The sequence below is a fragment of the Garicola koreensis genome (genome assembly GCF_014195445.1).
GTDB classification, from domain to species: Bacteria; Actinomycetota; Actinomycetes; order Actinomycetales; family Micrococcaceae; genus Nesterenkonia; species Nesterenkonia koreensis.
In genome coordinates, this window is record NZ_JACIBT010000018.1 from 1 (window position 1) to 20010 (window position 20010).

Genomic DNA, 20010 nt, shown 5'->3' on the forward strand with positions numbered 1-20010 from the left:
ATTGCCGCAGCCCATGGTCGCCGAACCCAGGACACGCACGACGACGCCGACGCCGACGACGCGGCCCCGGAGAACACATCAGACGCCGAGGCTGCTGCCGAAGATGCTGAGGTGAACCCGCCGAACCAGTAGGCGTCGGGGCGGCCAGCAGCGTTTATCCAGCAGGGCCCCCATCGCTCAGCGGCCTTCCCAGGCGCGGAGTTCATTGTCGGCCAGCGGCTCGAAGAAGTCCTCCGGCACTGCGCCCTGAAGGCCACCCTGGGCGGACTTCAGTGTGTCCAGCGGCTCTGGTGAAATGGGGGAATAACGATGACGACAGTAAAGTTGAGTAGAGTATACTCAAGTTTGGATCCGGCTTCTTCAGCCGTACAGGAAAGGGATCGCACTGCTCATGGACGTCAAACTCACCACCAAATCCCAAGAGGCCGTATCGGCGGCCGCCATGAACGCCAACACCGCCGGCAACCCGCAGATCGAGGCCGCGCACCTTCTCAAGGCGCTGATGGATCAGCGCGAGTCGATCGCCGTCGCGCTGCTCAAAGCCGTCGGCGCAGAGCCCGACGCTGTCTCCACCCGCGCCTCGGCGGCCATCAGTTCGCTGCCCTCCACCAGCGGCGACTCCGTCTCCACCCCCCAGTTCTCCTCCGCAGGGCTCAACGTCATCAAATCCGCCCAGGCAGAGGCCGAGCGGATGGGCGATGACTTCGTCTCCACCGAACACCTGCTGCTGGGCATAGCCGCCGACGCCGGACCTGCGGGCCGAGCCCTGAGCGAGGCCGGAGCCACCGCCGAAGCGCTGAAGGCAGAGCTGCCTGGCCTGCGCGGGGACCGTAGAGTCACCACCGCGGATCCAGAGGGCACCTTCGACGCCCTGGGCAAGTTCGGCACCGACCTGACCCAGATCGCCAAAGAGGGTAAGTTGGATCCGGTCATCGGCCGCGACGCCGAGATCCGCCGGGTCATCCAGGTCCTCTCCCGCCGCACCAAGAACAACCCGGTGCTCATCGGTGACCCCGGCGTCGGCAAGACTGCTGTGGTCGAAGGCCTCGCCCAGCGCATCCACGCCGGCGATGTGCCAGATGCGCTGAAGGGCAAGACGCTCATCTCCCTGGACTTGGGCGCCATGGTCGCCGGATCCAAGTACCGCGGCGAGTTCGAAGAGCGGCTGAAGGCTGTGCTCGACGAGATCAAACAGGCCGACGGCCAGATCATCAGCTTCATCGACGAGATTCACACCGTGGTTGGTGCCGGGGCCTCCTCAGACGGCTCCATGGACGCCGGCAACATGCTCAAGCCCATGCTGGCCCGCGGTGAGCTGCGGCTGGTCGGAGCCACCACCCTGGACGAGTACCGCGAAAACATTGAGTCCGACGCCGCCCTGGAACGTCGCTTCCAGCAGGTCTATGTCGCCGAGCCCAGTGTCGAAGACTCCATCACCATCCTGCGCGGCATCAAGGAGAAGTATGAGGCCCACCACGGTGTGGAGATCTCCGACGCCGCCCTGGTCTCAGCCGCCAGCCTCTCCGACCGCTACATCACCGGCCGCCAACTGCCCGATAAGGCCATCGACCTCATGGACGAGGCGGCCTCGAGGCTGAAGATGGAGCTGGACTCGGATCCGGTGGAGATCGACGCGCTGCGCCGCGAGGTCGAACGGCTCAAGGTCGAGGAGCGCTGGCTGACTGAGGAGACCGACGAAAGCTCCCAGGAGCGGCTCGCCAGCCTGCAGGAGGAGCTCGCCGATAAGGACGAGAAGCTGCGCGAGCTGCAGATCCGGTGGGATTCCGAACGTGGCGCACACGTACGCGCCGGTGAGCTGCGCGCCCGCCGTGATGAGCTGAAGTCCGCCGCTGAGCGCGCTGAGCGTGAGGGCGAATTCGGCGACGCCGCCCGGCTGCGCTACGGGGACCTGCCCGAACTGGAGAAGGAGCTGGCTGCCGCGGAGGAGGCCGAGCGCTCCATGGACGCCGGTGACCGTATGGTCCCCGAGCGCGTGGACTCCGACGCCATCGCCGAAGTCATCTCTGCCTGGACCGGGATCCCCACCGGGCGGCTGCTGGCAGGCGAAACACAGAAGCTGCTGGCCATGGAGGACCACATCGGATCCCGGCTCATCGGTCAGAAGAAGGCCGTGGAGTCGGTCTCCGACGCGGTTCGTCGCGCCCGCACCGGGGTCGCCGACCTCAACCGGCCCACCGGCAGCTTCCTCTTCCTCGGGCCCACCGGGGTGGGCAAGACGGAGCTGGCCAAATCCTTGGCGGAGTTCCTCTTCGACGACGAACGCTCCATGGTGCGCATCGACATGTCCGAGTACTCGGAGAAGCACTCGGTGGCTCGCCTGGTCGGAGCCCCTCCGGGCTACGTCGGCTACGACGAGGGCGGCCAGCTCACCGAGGCGGTGCGTCGTCGTCCCTACTCCGTGGTGCTCCTGGACGAGGTCGAAAAGGCCCACCCGCAGGTCTTCGACATTCTGCTCCAAGTCTTCGACGACGGCCGGCTCACCGACGGCCAGGGCCGCACTGTGGACTTCCGCAACGTGGTGCTGATCATGACATCCAACCTGGGCAGCCAGTTCTTGGTGGATCAGACCCAGGAGGAGTCCGCCAAGCGGGACCAGGTCATGGAGGTGGTCAACGCCAGCTTCAAACCCGAGTTCCTCAACCGGCTGGATGACATCGTGATCTTCGAGCCGCTCTCCCTGGAGCAGCTGACCTCGATTGTTGATCTGCAGATCAACGACCTGCAGGATCGGCTGGCCTCACGCCGACTGGTGCTTGAGGTGACCGCGGCCGCGAAGGAATGGCTGGGCTTCACCGGTTACGACCCGGCCTACGGGGCTCGCCCGCTGCGCCGGCTGGTGCAGCGCGAGATCGGTGACCAGCTGGCCAAGGCGCTGTTGGCCGAAGAGATCGTCGACGGTGACACCGTGCTGGTGGATCGCGATGACCTCGCCATCAGCGAAGAGACGCTGCACGGGCTGAGCGTGAAGAAGAAGGAGAACGGCGCCGAGGTGAGCGACTGACGGCGCCCGACGGCTGGGCTGAACGCCCTCGGGTCGAAGGCTCAGTCGTCGGGCTCTGACGCGGGCTCTGATTCAGCCTCAGTCTCGGTGTCCTCCGCATCCTCGTCTGGGGGGAGGAAGTCGCCGCTGAGGCCAGAGTCCTCGGCGTGGAGCAGAAAGCAGGAGACCATCCGGTCGTAGTCAGACTTCCAGGTGGTCTCCGTGGGGTGCCACATCTGGATCTCCAGCTCGTGGTCCACCTGCGCCAGGGTCTCGGTATTGACCTCCAGGTCATCGTCGCACCACTGCTGCGCGGTGGACGCGACCTCAGCGTCTCCGGGGTAGGGGCCGTCGCTGATATTGCGCCGGAGCATGATCTGCCGGTCGTAGGTCTGCTCGCAGTCGACCACATCAGCGGGGGTCTCCTCGTCGACGTAGCCGCTTAAGCACCATCCGGTCTCCCAGTCATCCGGCGGCACCTCGCGAGCGTGGACGCCGTCGGCCGGGTCCTCCACCCATTCCCACGAGGCCACCTCGGCGTCGTCGTCGCTCCAGACGAGCAGCCAGAGCAGCCCGAGGGTGATGATCGCCAGCAGCACCGCTGCGATCAGGAAGGGAACCGCGTTCAGCCGGCGTGAACTGTCGCCTGCGGCAACCCGCCGATCCCGGCGTGATGAGGGCTTTTTCCCAGCCCTAGGTGTCGGGCCCGCCCCGGGCATCATGCTGAGCTCCTCCCTGCCGGTGCGACGCGATGATGGGACTCATGTTAACCTAGTAGGCACCAACCACTTCATCCAGCAGGCAAACCCGCGACAAACGGTGTCGGCGGGCTGAACAGAGACGACGTTAAGGGGGTCCCGCTGATGGGGCGTGGCCGTCAGAAGGCGAAAGCGACCAAACAGGCGCGGGAGATCAAGTATTACACCCCGAACACCGACCTGTCGGCATTGGAACGGGAACTGGCCGCAGCACGCGGTGAAAGCACCGAAGACGACGACAACGGTGATTGGGATGACGACCCCTATGACAGGGACGACGACCGCTGAGTCGGTCACTTGAGCTCCCCACACTTCACCGCGCAGGCCGAGCGCGCACACAGCGCTGCCCTGCGGTCCCTGGCCCGGACGGTAGAGGAGTCTGCCCAACCGCAGCCTGCCGACACCGCACGGGCCGGGGTGCTCTCCCTGCTGCGCGCCGGAGGAGTGCTCTGCGTCACTGGTGCTGGGGTCTCCACCGATTCCGGGATCCCCGACTATCGCGGCCCGCAAGGGTCGCTGAAGCGGCACCGGCCGATGACGTATCAGGAGTTCCGGTACGACTCCGCGGCCCGGCGTCGCTACTGGGCGCGCAGCTTCCTCGGGTGGCGCAGGATGGGCGCTGCGCAGCCCAACCGCAACCACGAACTGCTGGCGAAGTGGCAGAGCCGCGGCGTCCTGATGGGGCTGGTCACCCAGAACGTTGACGGTCTGCATGCCGCCGCCGGGTCCGATCCGATGGTTGCCCTGCACGGGAACCTGGCCACGGTGGTGTGCTTGAACTGTGGAAACCGTGAGGACCGCCAGGCTATGGACGTGCGCCTCGAAGAGGCCAACCCAGGCTATGCCGAAGCGGCGATGGCTGCTGTCGATCAGGTCAACCCCGACGGCGACGTCACTCTGGACGAATCGTGGGTGCGGCGCTTTCACATGGTGACCTGCCTAGTCTGCGGGGCAGATGTGCTCAAACCCGACGTCGTCTACTTCGGTGAGAACGTGCCGGAGGAACGCAAAGCTGCCGTCGCGCAGCTGCGGGAGTCTGCACAGAGCCTGCTGGTGGTCGGCTCCTCGATGGCGGTGATGAGCGGATACTCCATCGCACTGCGCATGCACCGGGCGGGCAAGCCCGTCGCGGTGATCAACGGAGGGCCCTCACGGGCCGATCTGAAGGCCGACTGGCGCTGGCGCACCCGCATCGCACCCGCGCTGGACGAACTCGACGCTGCGCTGTGAGTCGCGCCGCACCAGTCACCACAGTTTCGCAGACCTCGCTGCCGCGCTGGCAGCGGTGGACCGTGCTGGGCGTGGTGTCGACGGCCCTGCTGCTGATCGCGCTGGACAACACCATCCTCTACACCGCGCTTCCCACCCTGAGCAGCGAGCTGGAAGCCTCCTCCTCTGAGCAGCTGTGGATCATCAACGCCTACCCGCTGCTGATGGCGGGCCTTCTGCTGGGATCCGGGTCCCTGGGTGACCGCTTCGGCCATAAGCGCATCTTTCAGGTGGGCCTGCTGATCTTTGGGGCTGCCTCATTGGCGGCCGCCTTCGCGCCCACGGCCGCCATGCTGGTCATCGCTCGGGCGCTGCTGGGTGTTGGGGCAGCAGCCATGATGCCGGCGACTCTGGCCCTGATCCGCATCACCTTCTCGGTGGAGCGGGAGCGCAACGTGGCCATCGGCGTCTGGTCCTCCACCGCCACCATCGGCATGGCCCTGGGTCCGATCGTCTCCGGGGCGCTGCTGGAGCGGTTCTGGTGGGGCTCGGTGTTCCTGATCAATGTGCCCCTGGTGATCGCCGCCAGCGTGCTGATCATCCTGGTGGGCCCGGCCAACCTCGCCAATCCCGCCCGCCGGTGGGACGGGGTTTCATCGATGATGGCGCTGGTGGGCATGGGCGCAGCGGTGTTGGCGCTGAAGACCTGGGCCGAGCTGCCGGTCGACTACCCGCTGGCCATCACCGCCAGCGTGGTCGCCGTCATGGTGCTGTTCATCTTCACCAGGCGGCAGCTGCGCCTGGTGCGCAGTTCGGAGCCGCTGGTGGATTTTTCCATCTTCACAAATCGCGGATTCAGTGGGGGAGTGGTGGCCGCTGGAATCTCCATCTTCGGGATTATGGGTATCCAGCTGGTGGTCACCCAGCGCTATCAGCTGGTGGAAGGCTTCACCCCGCTGCAGGCCGGACTGGTGGTCAGCGCGCTGGCGGTCGCGGCTCTGCCGTTCGCGCTCTTCGGCGGTGCGGTGCTGCACCGGGCGGGGCTGCTGGTGCTGATCGGCGGTGGGCTCAGCCTGGCCGCAGCAGGTGGGCTGATCAGCGTCCTCGGTGCGTGGCAGGATTCGTTGGGTCTGCTGATCGTTGGTCTGCTGGGAATGGGAGCGGGCCTGGGTGCCGCCATGTCGGTGGCCTCCTCCGCCATCATGGGCAATGTGCCCCCGCACCGAGCCGGAATGGCGGCCTCACTGGAGGAGGTCTCCTACGAGTTCGGCGGTCTGGTGGGTGTGGCGACCATGGGTTCGCTGCTGACTCTGGTCTACACCGGCACCCTCGGGCTGCCCGGCGGCGCCGAGCACTGGGCCGAGCGGCCGCCGGCCGCCGCTGTGGGCTCCCAGGACGCATCGGTGGTGGCTGCTGCCGCCGAGTCCTTCGACCTGGCCTATTTGGTGGTGCTAGCCGCGGTCGCCGTCGTGATGCTGCTGGGTGCTCTCTGCGCCGGGCTGCTGCTGCGCCGCTACACTCCCGGCAGCCAGTCCCAGCAGTATCCGAACAACTACTGAGGGGAGACATCGCCGCGCTCACTGCTGAGCTGACCGCTTCTCGACGATGGCGATGATGTCGAGGCTGCTGATCTCCGGCCGCCAGGACGAGACATCGGCGACAACCGGGGTGATGAGGTCGGCGACGCCCCGCTCGGTGGCTTCTCGCTGCACCAGGTCGTGAGCCGAGGCGGCGAAATCGACAGCGGTGACGGCCATCCCGAGCTCGGCCAGTGCCAACGCATGTCGCCCGGTGTCACAACAGATCGCGCACTGGGCTCGGCTTGGGCGTGAGCTGGAAATGCCGCCTGGGGCAGTAAGTGGCTACATGTAAATCGGTACCGGCACTTAGCGATATATATGCTGATAGTGCTGGTAGAATCGCCACATGGACCATCACCTGGTGGGCAGCCCCGCAGACTCCTCGATTCCTGTGGAGGTGCCGGCGCATTCGCGAGTTAAGCATCAGTGGCGCACCGAGTTTGGTCCGCGAGAGGATCGGGCGTTCACAGCGTTCGAGGCCTATGTTCCGCCGCAGGTCGCCGATCTGCGTGTGGAGATCCCGCAGCAGCTGATTGCCGATTGCGACGCGGCGTTGAATGAGGCTGTCCGGCTGGACGCCGAGTACGGGTCCCGCCTGCGGTCACTGGCTGGGATGATGCTGCGGACCGAGGCGATTGCCACCTCGAAGATCGAAGACGAGCACGCCTCTACTGAGGATTACATCCGCGCGATGTATGGCAACAAGGCCAACCGCTCGGCGATAGCCATGGTCAGAGCCACAGACGCTATTGAACACATCGTCGAGCGCGGAGTCAGTCACCAGAGCCTGCTGGCTGGGCACAAGAAGCTCATGGGCTCGCCGAACCCTCTAGAACCGACTTCGGGTGAATACCGCACCCTTCAGAACTGGATCGGAGGCTCTGACTACTCGCCGCGGGACGCACTGCACATCCCTCCACCTCGGGATATGGTGGGCCCTCTGATGGATGATCTGATGGCCTTCGCTTCCCGTGATGATCTTCCTGCCATTCCCCAAGCTGCGATCATGCACGCCCAGTTCGAGAACATCCACCCGTTCACCGACGGCAACGGCCGCACCGGCCGGGCGCTGATCTCTGCACTGATGCGCCAGCGCGGGCATACTAAGCACACGACCATCCCTATCGCCGCGGCGCTTGCCGCCCAGCGTGAGGACTATTTCTCTACGCTCTGGAAGTACCGGGATGACGGGGATGCAGGACCTGTGATCTCCGTGATCTCGGCAGCGATCACCGTCACTTCGAAGGAGTCCCGGGTCACCGCAGCGCGTCTGGAAGACATGCCTGCGCAGTGGAATGACCAAGCGTCCCGGCCACGGAGGGACAGCGCGTCCGGGAAGCTGCTGAGGCACCTGACCCTGAGACCCATCCTCTCAGCCCACGAAGCTGAAGAGATTACCGGGTCCTCCGAACGCTCTGCCGCCCGCGCGGTGACCAGGCTGGAGGACGCCGGGATCATTCATGAGGTCACCGGCCGAAAACGCAATCGCGTGTGGGTCGCCTCAGAGGTGATCGACGAGATCGACGGTCTAGCTCATCGCATCGAACAACGGATCCGAACGCAGCCCTGAGTCGCCGCTCATGTGTGAGCACGGTTTCCGTTGGAACGACCACTCAGCCGAACAGCTGCTGGGCATTGGTGCTGAGGACGCTCAGCGGAGGTTGGAACGGGCGCTGGTGTAGCTGGGTTCGCGGCGCTTCAGAGTGCGTACCACCAGGTAGGTCACCGGCAGCAGGATGAGCTCGACGGCGGTCTTGTAGATCACCCCGAAGACCACGTAGCTGGCGAACTCTGCCGCGTCCATCAGCTGCTCCAGGCCGAACACGGCGGTGAAGGCGATCACTCCGAAAAGCGCTGTGTCCAGGATTTGGCCGAAGACGGTGGAGCTGGTGATCCTGGCCCACAGATTGGATTCGCCGAAGCGGCGCTTGACCCAGACGATCACGAAAGAGTTCATCAGCTGGCCGGCTAAGAACGCCAGCGACGAGGCGATGAGGATGCGCACATACATCCCGTCCCAGCCGAAGATCGCCTCGAAGGCCTCCTGGTTGTAGGAATCGCTCACTGCAGGGGAGATGGTGACCAGGCCGAAGACGACGGCGCCGATGATCATCACGGTGAAGCCCACCAGCACGGCGCGCAGTGCGGCCCTGAAGCCGTAGACCTCGGAGATGACGCCGCCGAGCAGGTAGGTGAGTGGGAAGAGGAAGACGCCGCCGTCGACCACCCAGCCGCCGAAGTCCATCTGTTTGGTGGCGGCGATATTGGAGATCAGGTAGAAGGCGGTCAGCAGTGCGACCAGCACTGCGTAGAACTGGCTGCCCGTTTGGGCGAAGACTGTGGTGCGTGTGGGGGAGCCGGCAGTGTTCGGCGTCGTGCCGGGGTTGTGGTTTTGGCCGGGATCCGCGGCTGCAGCGGCGGACCCCCGCCCAGAGTCGTTTTCAGGGTATGTCATGGGAAAATCTTCCCAGTCCGCCGCCGAGGAAGCTATTCGGCTGATCGTTGAATCAGCCGCGGCTGGCATTGGAAGCCACCAGCGACGCTTCGTGGACGGCAGTGGGAGAATCAGCCGCCGTGGTCGTCGTTCAGAGTTATGCGTAGCGAATTCGGGCGGCTAGGGGCTGCGGTAGGTCCCGGCCAGCAGCACACCACCGCCGTCGACGCCTTTGGCTCCTTGGACAAAGTCCTGACCGGCCTCGGCGACCTCCTCAGGGGTGTACTCGGCGATTTCGCCCATGATCCAGGCGTTCTGGCCGGACGCGTTGAGGTGGGTGACGGCGGCGTCGGCCTGTTCGGCTGAGACCACTGCGATCATGCCCACCCCCAGGTTCAGTGTGCGCTCCAGGTCTGGCTGCGGCACTCGGCCCAAATCGGCCATCACGTCGAACACCGAGGGCCAGGACCAGGTGGAGCGATCCACTGTGGCCATCAGTCCGGTGGGAAGCACGCGCGCCAGGTTGGCGGCCATGCCGCCGCCGGTGACGTGGCTGAACCCGCGCACGGCAGCTTCGGGGGAGATTTCGCGCTGGGCCGGGTCACCGTTGAACGTGGTGACCAGGTCCAGACATGCGGCGGTGTAGAGCCGGGTCGGTTCCAGCAGCTCCTCACCGAGGGTGCGGCCGAACTCCGGCACATACCGGCTGTAGGCCCACCCGGCCTGACGCACGATGCGCCGCACCAGCGAGTAGCCGTTGGAGTGGATGCCCGAGGATGCCATAGCGATGATCCGGTCACCGGCGCGCACACGCTCCGGCCCGAGCACTGCGGAGGCATCCACGGCACCGGTGGCTGCGCCGGCGACGTCGTACTCATTCTCCGCCAGCAGCCCGGGGTGCTCTGCGGTCTCCCCGCCCACCAGCGCGGTGCCGGCCTCGGCCGAAGCCTTCGCGATCCCGGAGACGATGTCGGCGATCCGGGCCGGCTCCACCTTGCCGCAGGCGATGTAGTCGGTCATGAACAGCGGTGTGGCCCCGACGACCACAATGTCATCGACCACCATGCCCACCAGGTCGAAGCCGATGGTGTCGTGCTTGTCCAGGGCTTGCGCGATCGCCACTTTGGTGCCGACCCCGTCGGTGGAGGTCGCCAGCAGCGGCCGCGGCAGCCGCTTGAGCTCGGCGGCGTCGTACATCCCCGCGAACCCGCCGAAGCCGCCGACCACCTGGGGGGTGTGGGTGGCCTGGATATGGGCCTTCATCAGCTTTACGGCCCGGTCACCGGCGTCGACGTCGACCCCGGCCGAGGCGTAGGTGATCGGCGCTGCGCCTGCGGAGTGCTCTGCGTCTCCTGTGCTGGCTGCCCCGCCTGAGTGGGCTGTCATCGGTCCGCCTTCGTGCTCGTTTCGTCCGGCACCGCTGAAGCCGGATCTGCCGTCTCAGCAGGCTCACACTGGGCATCGGGGCCGGACTCTGCACGGGACTCTGCGCGGTGCTCTCCGCTGGGTCTGGTCCGACCGTTGGGCATCCCCGGCAGGGCCGGCTGCTCCAGCAGCATCTTGTCGCGCTGCTCCTCCGGCGGCAGCTCGATCGGGTACTCACCGGTGAAGCAGGCGGTGCACAGGGTGGATCGCGGCTGGCCGGTGGCGGCGATCATGCCCTCGTGGCTGATGTAGGCCAGCGAATCAGCGCCGACGGCCTGGGTGATCTCATCTATGGTGGCGCCGTTGGCGATCAGCTGCGCCCGGTTGGCGAAGTCGATGCCGTAGAAGCAGGGCCATTTGATCGGCGGGGCGGAGATCTTCACGTGCACCTCGGCCGCACCCGCCTCTTTGAGCATCCGCACCACGGCGCGCTGAGTGTTGCCGCGAACAATCGAATCATCGACGACGACGACCCGCCGGTCGCGGACCACATGCTCCAGGACGTTGAGCTTGAGCCGAATGCCCAGCTGCCGCAGGGTCTGCGAGGGCTGGATGAAGGTGCGGCCCACGTACGAATTCTTGATGAAGCCCTGGCCGAAGGGGATCCCCGACTCCTCGGCATAGCCCACGGCCGCAGGGGTTCCCGATTCGGGCACCGGGATGACCACATCGGCCTCATGGGTGTCCTCCCGGGCCAACTGTCGGCCCATCTCCACACGCGACTCGTAGACGCTGCGCCCATTGATGCTCGCATCAGGGCGCGAGAGGTAGACGTACTCGAACGCGCAGCGCGCCGGAGCAGAGTCAGCGAAGCGGTGCGAGCGCACCCCGTCAGAGTCGATGGCGATGAACTCTCCCGGCTCGATCTCGCGGATCACCGAGGCGCCGACGGTGGCCAGCGCAGACTGCTCCGAAGCCACCACCCAGCCGCGCTCGAGCCGGCCGAGTACCAGCGGGCGCACCCCTTGGGCGTCCCGGGCAGCGTAGAGGGTGTTCTCATCCATGAACACGAAGCAGAACGCACCCTTCAGCGTGGGCAGCAGCGCCATCGTCTGCTCCTCCAGCGAATCGCCGGGCTGCTCCTTCAGCAGTGCGGTGACCAGTGCGGTGTCCGTGGTGTTGCCCTGGGCCAGTTCGCCGAAGTTGGCCCGGCCGTGACGCTCCACAATGCGGTCATAGAGTTCGCCGGAGTTGGTGAGATTGCCGTTGTGCCCCAGGGCCACGGTGCCGTGGGGGGTGTCGCCCAAGGTGGGCTGGGCATTGGACCACTGGTTTCCGCCGGTGGTGGAGTAGCGGCAGTGGCCCACCGAGATGTGTCCGCGCAGGGTGGTCAGCGTGGTCTCGTCGAAGACCTGCGACACCAGGCCGACGTCTTTGTAGACCTTGATGTTGTTGCCGTCGCTGGTGGCAATGCCGGCGGACTCCTGGCCCCGGTGCTGCAGGGCGTAGAGCCCGTAGTAAGCCAGCTTGGAGACTTCTTCCCCCGGCGCCCAGACGCCGAAGACCCCGCACTCGTCCTGGGCCAGCGGATCCTCGTCCAAAAGGTTGAAGCTCAGCCGCCCGTCACCTCGCGTCATCAGGTGCCGGTCCTCTCGGTCCGTGTTTCGGCAGGTGTAGCGTTGTAGGTCTGCTGTCTGCGCCGCAGCACCTTCTCCACGGTCAGCCAGGCGGTGACGGCCAGCGCCAGCGCCGGCATCGCGAAGACCAGGGTCATGTACCCCAGGGACGAGGCGCGGCTGTAGTTCTCCACCGGCGGGGTGGAGTAGACCAGCACGACGGCGGCGGTGAACGCCACAGCCACCGCTGCAACAATGAACGGCAGCAGCTTCGGGACGGTACGAACGCTCACCTGACGGTGCGACGTAGACGAGGGCATATCCACGATTCTACAGCCCGGCTACAGTCCGGGCGCACCCTGATCCCCATCGGCGTCGGGATCCTGGAGCTGCCTGGGATTCTGCAGCAGCGGCAGCACCTCCGTCAGGTCAGCGCGGGTCCCGGAGGCGCTGATCAGGCCCTGCGCCTGAGCCTCGCCCCACGCAGTGCGCCCGGTGGCCAGCTGAAGCCAGGTCTGGGCGTCGAACTCCACCACGTTCGGCGGGGTGCCGCGGGTGTGCCGCGGCCCCTGCACGCATTGGGCGACGCCGAAGGGCGGAACCCGCACCTCCACGGAGCTGCCCGGGGCCTGCTCGGTGAGCTCCTCCAGCAGGAACCGCGCCGCCGTCGCCAGAGTTCTGCGATCCTCATCGCCGCTGGCCCATGCGCTCAGGGCCGACTGCCCGGTGTGCCGACTGATGCGTCGTCGTGCCACGTGCCGCCTCCTCAGAGCCGGGAGGTGACGGTTTCGGAGAGCCGCAGGCTGCCGGCCGGAGCCTTCTGCGCGCCGCCGGTGATGGGCCGGATGATCGTCTTCAGCACTGCGCCCAGCCGGTCCAGGTCCACTGCCCCGTGGGCGCCGAGCAGGCTCAGTGCCACCAGGTGATTAGCCCGTCCGGAGCCGTCGAGGGTCTTCACCGCGGCAGTGGTGCCGTCAGGGGCGGCGACGACGAGGACGCCCTCGGCCCCAGACTTGGCCAGCAGCCCCAGCTCTTCGATGACCACAGTGTCCGGCTCGTTGTGCCCGTGCACCGCCCAGGGGTAGTCGAGCATGGCCTGGGCCACGGTGAAGGCGTGGACCTCGGCGTCGCGGCTGCGCAGCGAGGACGCCAGCTTCCCGAACCCGCGCGCCAGGGCGCGCAGGGGCATCGCGGCAGCCGGGGCGCCGCACCCGTCGACGCCGTTAAGCGCCGGGGGCTGCCCGGTGTACTCGGTGTAGACCTCCGTGACGACCTGCTGCAGCGGATGATTCGGGTCGGTGTAGGTGGCCAATCGGGAGCCCTGGGTGCGCGCGGCGGCCAAAAAGGCGGCGTGCTTGCCCGAACAGTTGAACGCCAGCGGGGTCTCGCCCTTGCCCGCCTCAAGATGGATCCGCAGGTCCTGCGACCGTGCGGGCAGCGCGGCCGGGCACTTCAGATCAGTCTCGTCCAGCCCTTCCTTGGCCAAGGTCGCCGCCGCCAGCTCCTGGTGCCTGCGCGACCCGGTGTGCGACCCGCAGGCCATCGCCACCGCCTCCGGGGTGATCAGCGCGCCCGCACGCAGGGCGGCCACCGCCTGCAGCGGCTTCAGGGAGGAGCGGGGAAACATCACCGCATCCGGGGCCCCGATCGACTCCAGCACCTGCCCGTCGGCGCCGATCAGCACTGCGGAGCCCAGATGCCGAGATTCGACGACGCCGGCCCGGGTGATCATCGCCAGCTCGGCGGACTCACCAGCACCGGCAGTGGACACAGTGGGCGGGCTCGTCTTAGACATGGCACCAGTCTAGGGCGCCGTTCCCAGGCCCCCTCTCGTTCGGTCACGCATTCCAACTGCAATTGCGGGTGAAATCCGGCCAAACTACGGTCAGGGTGCGTGACCGAACGGATGCGGCGGTGGCGTGACCGAACGAGGGCGGCGGCGGTGCCCGGGGCCGATAGGCTGGGTGCCGTGAAGATTCTTGTGGTGGGTCCCGGGGGCCGTGAGCACGCAATCATCCGAGCGTTGAAGCGCGACGCCGCGGTCGGGGAGGTCCATGCGCTGCCCGGCAATGCCGGCATCGCCGCCGAGGTGCTCTGCCACACCCACATCAGCGCGCAGGACGGCCCGGCGCTGGCCGAGTTCGCCGCCGCCGAATCCTACGACCTGGTGATCATCGGCCCCGAGGCGCCGCTGGCCGCAGGCGTCGCCGATGAGCTGCGTCACCTCGGCGTCGCCGTCTTCGGCCCCTCCCAGGCGGCGGCCCAGCTGGAGTCCTCCAAAGCGTTCGCCAAAGAGGTCATGGCCGCAGCCCACGTGCCCACCGCGCAGGCCGTCCACGCCGCGGACGCGGCCACCGCAGCAGCGGCACTGGACCGGTTCGGCGCCCCCTATGTGGTCAAGGACGACGGGTTGGCCGCCGGCAAGGGTGTGGTCGTCACCTCCGACCGCGCAGCCGCGCTCGCCCACGCCGAGGCCTGCTTCGACGTCGGCGGCTCCGTGGTCGTCGAAGAGTTCCTCGACGGCCCCGAAGTCTCCCTCTTCGCCATCTGCGACGGGCAGAATCTGGTGCCGCTGACCCCGGCCCAAGACTTCAAACGCATATTCGACGACGACGCCGGCCCCAATACCGGAGGCATGGGCGCCTACACGCCGCTGGACTGGCTGCACAGCTACACCGAGACCCACGGCGGGCAGACCTTGGACTTCACCGAAACCGTGGTGGAGAAGGTTGCCCGGCCCACCCTGGAGGAGATGGCCCGCCGCGGCACGCCCTTTGTGGGGGTGCTCTACTGCGGACTGGCGGTCACCAGCCGCGGGGTGCGGGTCATTGAGTTCAACGCCCGCTTCGGCGACCCGGAGACCCAAGCGGTGCTGCAGCGGCTGGACGCTCCGCTGGGAACACTGCTGTACGACGCCGCCACCGGCCGCCTCGGCGCACAGCGGCAGCTGCAGTGGTGTGAGGGCTACGCAGTCGGGGTGGTCATGGCCGCCGAGAACTACCCGGACGCCCCGCGCACCGGTGATGTGATCAGCGGTGCGGACCAGGCCGAACAGCTCGACGACGTCGCGGTGCTCCACGCCGGCACAGCCACCAACGACGCCGGGCAGCTGATCACCGCCGGTGGCCGGGTGCTCGCCGTCGTCGGCTCCGGGCCCTCTCTTCAGCAGGCGGTCGACCGGGCCTACGCCGGGGTTGGTCAGATCAGCTGGGCCGGCGAGCAGCACCGCACGGACATCGCCGCCAAAGCCCTCGCGGGCACGATCGAGGTCGGCGGCCAGGCGAGTGTCGCCGCGCAGCTGCCGGGCTGGACCCACGCCGGATCCGGCAAAGTGCGTGAGCTCTACACTGCGGCACCGGGTTCGGACTGGGAGGGCGAGAACGTGCTGCTGATGGTCGCCACAGACCGGATCAGCGCCTATGACCACGTGCTCTCCCCCGGCATCCCGGACAAGGGCCGGACACTGACCCAGCTGAGTCTCTGGTGGTTCCGGCTGCTGGAGGCCGAAGGGCTGCGCCACCACGTGGTCTCCACCGAGGTGCCCGAAGCTGTGGCCGGCCGCGGGCTCATCGTCCGCCGGCTCACCATGGTCAGCGCCGAGGCGATAGTGCGCGGCTACCTGACCGGCTCCGCCCTGGCCGAATACCGCAAGACCGGGGAGGTCAGCGGCATCAGACTGCCCACCGGGCTGCAGGACGGCTCAGCACTGCCGGAGCCGATCTTCACCCCCTCGACCAAGGCCCAGCAGGGCGATCACGATGAGAACATCACCTTCACCCAGCTCGAAGAGCGGATCGGAGCCGACCTGGCGGCCCGGCTGCGCGCCGCCTCACTGCACACCTATGCGCTCGCTGAGGCCCGCGCCCGGGAGGCCGGGATCATCCTGGCGGACACCAAATTCGAATTCGGGCTCGACGACGACGGCGGACTGATACTCGCCGACGAGGTGCTGACCCCGGACTCATCGCGGTTCTGGCCCGCCCAGGACTGGCAGCCGGGTCGGGCTCAGCCCAGCTTCGACAAGCAGTTCGTGCGCAATTGGCTCACCAGCCCGGAGTCCGGGTGGGACCGCGACGGCGACGCCGCACCACCAGCGCTGCCGCAGGAGGTTGTTCTCGCCACCCGCCAGCGCTATTTCGATGCCTACCACCGGCTGACTGGCCGAACGCAATAAGCCCCCAAACGTGGGTGCCGCACCCAGGCTCGCAGGAGCCTGAGTGCGGGACACCAGTCTAGGGGCTTGTCTATGCGAGAGGGCCCGCGGAACGGGCGCCACGGACTATGAGACGACTAAAAGATGAATATCAACAATGCAATAATGAGTAGAATGCCTACAATAGTCCAAATTAAACCGCTTCCAGGCATGTGAACCTTCTTTCAGTTTGTTGCTTGAACTTTCCGTTTTAAGTCTAACATGACAATTCTGAACAAATTCTGAGTAATAGCTACAAGGTTGCGCCATGGACGGAAGCCAACGCAAACCCGCAGCGTAGGACCGCCTGCCGGGGTCCCGGTGGGTGTGTGCGGTCGAGACTCACCTGGTGGTATCTGGAGTGAGAGTCAGTAGGTTCGCCTCGGGCGGGCAGAAGAACCGGATCGGGGCTTTGGCCGAGGTGCCGATCCCCGCCGATACATGCACCCAGGTGGTGTTGCCCCCGGCTCCCATGAGGGTGTGCAGACCCTTGGCCTTGGCGGCCGGCAGGTCCGAATTGGTCACCAGGGCCGGACCGCCGCGCGGGTTCAGCGAGGGCAGGCACACCTGACCTCCATGGGTGTGGCCGGCCAGCACCAGGTGCGCGCCGTCATCGGCGAAGGCCTGCAGCACACGGCGCATCGGCGAATGCGCCACCCCGATGCGCAACCGCGGCTCAGCCGCCCCAGCACGTTCACCGCTGGGCCATACTGGCGGTTCGTCCAAGTCCAGATGCGGATCGTCGACGCCGGAGAGCTCGACCCCCAGGCCGGCCACCTGCGCGAAGCTGTGCGTATTGGTCAAGTTGGCCCAGCCTGCCTCCTGGAATGCGCCGAACAGCTCATCGGTGGGCAGGGTCGCGGGCCGCGAATGTGGCCGAGAGGGCCCGGCGAGGTAGCGCAGCGGGTTCCTGAACCGTGGGGTGTAGTAGTCATTGGAGCCCGGCACAAAAGCCCCCGGATACCGCATCAGCGGCTCGAGGGCCTCCAATACCTCTGGCACCGCGGCGGAGTCAGAGAGATTGTCCCCGGTGTTGATCACCACATCCGGCTCCAGCTGGGCCAAGGACTGCAGCCAGCGCAGCTTCTTGGTCTGACCCGGCACATAGTGAATATCGGAGATGTGCAGCAGCCGCAGCGTCCGGTCGAGTCCCGGGACGTCAACCTGGTCACGGCGCAGGGTGAAGCGGTTGAGCTCCACGCGGTTGGCATAGACCAGGCACCCGGCTCCCAGCACGGACACCGCTGCCGCGCCGAGTCCGAGCCCACGCAGCACACCGCTCATCGACGGCGATCAGCTGTCGTCGTCATCGTCGTCGCTGTCGTCGTCATCGTCTGAGGAGTCGCCGTCGGTCGGCAGCGCCCCCTCACGGGGGTAGTCCTCCCGGCGGTCATCGAAGGGTGAGTCCGAGGGCTCGGGGAAGTCACCGGTGGGGTAGTCCCCGCCGACCTCGCGCATGTAGTCGTACCACATGGGCTGAGCCATGGAGGAACCGTAGAACCATTCGAAAGACTGTCCATTAATAGGGATTTCGTTGAGGGGGTCAATGCTATCGAGGCGACCGACGTGCGCGACCGAAGTCAAGCCTTCGGAGCTGCCGGCGAACCAGGTGTTGGAGTTTTCACCACTGGTGCCGGTCTTGCCCAGCATGGCATAGGGCGGGTTCCCGCGCTCAAACGGCGCGTTGTACGCCTGGGGACGCTCTGCAATATTGACCAAAGTGTCATTGACCTGAGCCACGACGTCGCCGTCAACGACCTCTTCACAGTTCTCTTCGGGCACTGAGTACTCGTTGCCCTGGGCGTCAGTGACCTCGGTGATGGCCCGGGGCTCGCACTGGGTGCCGTCGTTGGCGAAGATGGTATAGGCCGAAGCCAGGGTCAGCGGTGAAGTCTCGGTGCCGCCGATGGTGAAGGAGGGCTCGGTGGGCTGCATGCCCTCGCCGCTGCTGGCCTCAACAATGTTCAGCCGGTCGGTGAGATCGGTGATGGCGCACATGTCCATATCGAACGCAGTGGCCAAGGTGGCGGTGTTGACGGAGTTGTACAGCCCGTAATCGATGGACATCTCACGGTCCATATTGTCCCCGACGTTCTCCACGTCCCACACCGCGTCGTCACCGCTGTCTGACTCCACGCCGAGCCGGTAGGAGCCACCCGGCACACACGAGGCTTCGATCCGGTCGCCCTGTTCAAAGTCGCTGCCGGAGGCGTCAACAATGTCATCCATGGAGCCGCCCTCTTCGACCCAGGCGGCAGCCACAAACGGTTTCAGCGTCGAACCCACCGGCAGCGCGTTGGGTCCGCCGCCACTGTCCGGGCCGACGTTGGCGTTCAGAGTGGTGCTGCCTTCGCTCAGTTCGGAGTCCGGGTCCCACTCGGTCGACTGGGCCATGGCCTCGATGCTTCCGGTCTTCGGGTCCAGGGAGATCATGGAAGCCACCGCACCGGAGTCATCGCCCGGCGGGACCGTGTCCTTGACTTCCTCTTCAGCGTTTGCCTGGGTCTCGGGGTCCAAGGTGGTGACGATGTTCAGCCCACCGCGGTACAGCAGCTCTTCGCGTTCGTCCTGGTTCTCGCCAAAGGTGTCATCGGTAAGAACGGTCTGGGTGACATAGTCACAGAAGTAGGGGCCCAGCTCGGCGGCGATGCAGCCCGAGGGCTCCGGGTTGGTGTTCTCCACATTCAGATCTGAGGCGATGGCCTCGTCGCGCTCCTGCTCGGTGATGAAACCGTTGCGGTGCATGGATGATATAACCGTGTTGCGCCGCTCAAGGGAATCTTCCGGGTTGTCATCGGGCTTGAAGTGGTTGGGTGCCTGAACCATGCCGGCCAACGTGGCGGACTGCTGTATGTTCAGCTCGGAGGCGGGGATGCCCCAGTAGTGCTGGGCTGCGGCCTCCACTCCGTAGTTCTGGCCGCCGAGCATCACGATGTTCAGATAGCCCTCGAGGATCTCGTCCTTGGTCATCTCCTGCTCGACCGAGACCGCCAGCTTCATCTCGCGCAGCTTGTCCGCATAGGTCTTCTCCTGGGCGAAGGAGCCCAGCACGCTGCCCTCACCACGGACCACCGCGGCATTGTTCAGCACATTGTTAACGTACTGCATGGTCAGTGTCGAAGCGCCCTGGCGGGTGGGCTGGGTCAGAGTGTGCACCGCCGCACGGGCCAGCCCCTGGCCGTCCACGCCGCCGTGCTGGTAGAACCGCTCGTCCTCGATCGCGATGATCGCGTCCTGCATCTGCTGGGAAATATTGTCCAGGGCCACCGGAGTGCGGTTCTCCGCATAGAAGGTGGCGATGAGCGTCTCACCATCGTTGGCGTAGATGCGTGAGGGCGTTGACAGCGGCTCCTCGGTCATCTCCGCCGGAACATCCTCCAGGATGTCGCTGCCGGTAGACGCTGCAGCACCTCCGGTGGCGGCCAGCGGGAACACCAGACCCATGAACAGCAGGCCGCAGAGGGCGCTGACGCCCAGGAAGGACATGATTTTGCCCACGGTCGTGGCCGTGTCAAAAAGCGGGGATTTGCGAGGAGGCATGAAATCTATGATATCGAACTCGTCAATCTGCTGTGCAGCGGTGTTCAAGCGCGCATCCAAGGATCAGCGCGCGCGAGCAGGCGCGTGTTCTGGGCCACGGCGTGGTGGACGGGTGCGAGAGAAGCAGAGTAAAGTTGTTGCGATATGCAACGACCTGAGCGAGTCCTGTCCAAAAATGGCGGCAGTCCGGCATCTGAGCCGTCCACAGGAGAGTCTCGGAGCGCCGAGGAACGCGTCGACAGTGGGAATCGCCGCACCTTCCTGCAGGCTATGACACGCCTGATCCCCTATGTGGATGGGCTCAAGCTGCCTGGC

At 66.3% G+C, this 20010-nt stretch carries 17 protein-coding genes; 7 read left to right on the forward strand and 10 right to left on the reverse strand.

Translation table 11 applies throughout. From position 1 onward, the window contains the following. Positions 1-391: 391 nt before the first annotated feature. Entirely contained in the window at positions 392-3022 is a 2631-nt protein-coding gene (gene clpB / locus FHX47_RS10060; RefSeq protein ID WP_183358807.1) for an ATP-dependent chaperone ClpB, read from the forward strand. A gap of 41 nt (positions 3023-3063) precedes the next feature. On the opposite strand, the gene FHX47_RS10065 is transcribed toward clpB, so the two are convergent. Further along, complete coding sequence (locus FHX47_RS10065; protein ID WP_183358808.1) at positions 3064-3723, reverse strand: hypothetical protein; 660 nt, start codon at positions 3721-3723, stop codon at positions 3064-3066. Positions 3724-3864: 141 nt separating this feature from the next. Between FHX47_RS10065 and FHX47_RS10070 the strand changes: the two genes are divergently transcribed. Genes FHX47_RS10070 through FHX47_RS10080 form a run of 3 tightly spaced genes read left to right on the forward strand, consistent with a single transcriptional unit; the run spans position 3865 to position 6527 of the window. Beyond that, positions 3865-4047 carry a DUF3073 domain-containing protein gene (locus FHX47_RS10070; RefSeq protein WP_183358809.1) on the forward strand — a complete coding sequence of 61 codons (183 nt, stop codon included), beginning with the start codon at positions 3865-3867 and terminating at the stop codon, positions 4045-4047. Between the two features lie 9 nt (positions 4048-4056). Further along, the gene (locus FHX47_RS10075; protein ID WP_183358810.1) at positions 4057-4989 is read left to right on the forward strand and encodes a Sir2 family NAD-dependent protein deacetylase; all 933 of its coding nucleotides are present in this window, start codon (positions 4057-4059) and stop codon (positions 4987-4989) included. Then, complete coding sequence (locus FHX47_RS10080; protein ID WP_343064367.1) at positions 4986-6527, forward strand: MFS transporter; 1542 nt, start codon at positions 4986-4988, stop codon at positions 6525-6527. Before FHX47_RS10075 ends, FHX47_RS10080 begins: the two co-directional genes overlap by 4 nt. An 18-nt stretch (positions 6528-6545) precedes the next feature. Here the strand turns inward: FHX47_RS10080 and FHX47_RS10085 are convergent, their stop codons facing one another. Further along, positions 6546-6773, reverse strand: coding sequence for an SAM-dependent methyltransferase (locus tag FHX47_RS10085; protein WP_425484916.1), 228 nt, complete (start codon positions 6771-6773; stop codon positions 6546-6548). On the opposite strand from FHX47_RS10085, the gene FHX47_RS11140 reads away from it, so the two are divergent. Beyond that, the gene (locus FHX47_RS11140) at positions 6715-6840 is read left to right on the forward strand and encodes a ParD-like family protein (RefSeq protein ID WP_221206360.1); all 126 of its coding nucleotides are present in this window, start codon (positions 6715-6717) and stop codon (positions 6838-6840) included. The genes FHX47_RS10085 and FHX47_RS11140 overlap by 59 nt on opposite strands. 54 nt (positions 6841-6894) lie before the next feature. Next, positions 6895-8118, forward strand: coding sequence for a Fic family protein (locus FHX47_RS10090; RefSeq protein WP_183358812.1), 1224 nt, complete (start codon positions 6895-6897; stop codon positions 8116-8118). A gap of 81 nt (positions 8119-8199) precedes the next feature. Here the strand turns inward: FHX47_RS10090 and FHX47_RS10095 are convergent, their stop codons facing one another. From FHX47_RS10095 to FHX47_RS10120, 6 genes are all read right to left on the reverse strand, one after another. Beyond that, positions 8200-9003 carry a queuosine precursor transporter gene (locus FHX47_RS10095; protein ID WP_183358813.1) on the reverse strand — a complete coding sequence of 268 codons (804 nt, stop codon included), beginning with the start codon at positions 9001-9003 and terminating at the stop codon, positions 8200-8202. A gap of 159 nt (positions 9004-9162) precedes the next feature. Continuing rightward, positions 9163-10368, reverse strand: a complete 1206-nt coding sequence (gene purM / locus FHX47_RS10100; protein ID WP_183358814.1) for a phosphoribosylformylglycinamidine cyclo-ligase — start codon at positions 10366-10368, stop codon at positions 9163-9165. Next, entirely contained in the window at positions 10365-11984 is a 1620-nt protein-coding gene (purF, locus tag FHX47_RS10105; RefSeq protein ID WP_183358815.1) for an amidophosphoribosyltransferase, read from the reverse strand. Before purF ends, purM begins: the two co-directional genes overlap by 4 nt. Next, positions 11984-12283, reverse strand: a complete 300-nt coding sequence (locus tag FHX47_RS10110) for a hypothetical protein (protein ID WP_183358816.1) — start codon at positions 12281-12283, stop codon at positions 11984-11986. Before FHX47_RS10110 ends, purF begins: the two co-directional genes overlap by 1 nt. A 21-nt stretch (positions 12284-12304) precedes the next feature. Then, a complete protein-coding gene (locus tag FHX47_RS10115) occupies positions 12305-12718 on the reverse strand; it encodes a sterol carrier family protein (RefSeq protein WP_183358817.1) in 414 nt (137 codons plus the stop codon). A gap of 11 nt (positions 12719-12729) precedes the next feature. After that, the gene (locus tag FHX47_RS10120; RefSeq protein WP_183358818.1) at positions 12730-13758 is read right to left on the reverse strand and encodes an asparaginase; all 1029 of its coding nucleotides are present in this window, start codon (positions 13756-13758) and stop codon (positions 12730-12732) included. Positions 13759-13932: 174 nt separating this feature from the next. On the opposite strand from FHX47_RS10120, the gene purD reads away from it, so the two are divergent. After that, positions 13933-16137, forward strand: coding sequence for a phosphoribosylamine--glycine ligase (gene purD / locus FHX47_RS10125; protein WP_183358819.1), 2205 nt, complete (start codon positions 13933-13935; stop codon positions 16135-16137). Between the two features lie 360 nt (positions 16138-16497). Here purD and FHX47_RS10130 read toward each other — a convergent pair whose 3' ends face one another. Continuing rightward, positions 16498-17439 carry a metallophosphoesterase gene (locus FHX47_RS10130; RefSeq protein ID WP_183358820.1) on the reverse strand — a complete coding sequence of 314 codons (942 nt, stop codon included), beginning with the start codon at positions 17437-17439 and terminating at the stop codon, positions 16498-16500. Between the two features lie 9 nt (positions 17440-17448). Continuing rightward, a complete protein-coding gene (locus tag FHX47_RS10135) occupies positions 17449-19695 on the reverse strand; it encodes a transglycosylase domain-containing protein (protein WP_183358821.1) in 2247 nt (748 codons plus the stop codon). Positions 19696-20010 lie beyond the last annotated feature (315 nt).

Bases quoted from the DNA above. Each gene is read 5' to 3' on its own strand.
- purF (WP_183358815.1), bottom strand. From the start codon at position 11,984: ATGACGCGAGGTGACGGGCGGCTGAGCTTCAACCTTTTGGACGAGGAT.
- clpB (WP_183358807.1), top strand. From the start codon at position 392: ATGGACGTCAAACTCACCACCAAATCCCAAGAGGCCGTATCGGCGGCC.
- FHX47_RS10070 (WP_183358809.1), top strand. From the start codon at position 3,865: ATGGGGCGTGGCCGTCAGAAGGCGAAAGCGACCAAACAGGCGCGGGAG.
- FHX47_RS10090 (WP_183358812.1), top strand. From the start codon at position 6,895: ATGGACCATCACCTGGTGGGCAGCCCCGCAGACTCCTCGATTCCTGTG.
- purM (WP_183358814.1), bottom strand. From the start codon at position 10,368: ATGACAGCCCACTCAGGCGGGGCAGCCAGCACAGGAGACGCAGAGCAC.
- FHX47_RS10095 (WP_183358813.1), bottom strand. From the start codon at position 9,003: ATGACATACCCTGAAAACGACTCTGGGCGGGGGTCCGCCGCTGCAGCC.
- FHX47_RS10130 (WP_183358820.1), bottom strand. From the start codon at position 17,439: ATGAGCGGTGTGCTGCGTGGGCTCGGACTCGGCGCGGCAGCGGTGTCC.
- FHX47_RS10120 (WP_183358818.1), bottom strand. From the start codon at position 13,758: ATGTCTAAGACGAGCCCGCCCACTGTGTCCACTGCCGGTGCTGGTGAG.
- FHX47_RS10110 (WP_183358816.1), bottom strand. From the start codon at position 12,283: ATGCCCTCGTCTACGTCGCACCGTCAGGTGAGCGTTCGTACCGTCCCG.
- FHX47_RS10065 (WP_183358808.1), bottom strand. From the start codon at position 3,723: ATGATGCCCGGGGCGGGCCCGACACCTAGGGCTGGGAAAAAGCCCTCA.
- FHX47_RS10135 (WP_183358821.1), bottom strand. From the start codon at position 19,695: ATGCCTCCTCGCAAATCCCCGCTTTTTGACACGGCCACGACCGTGGGC.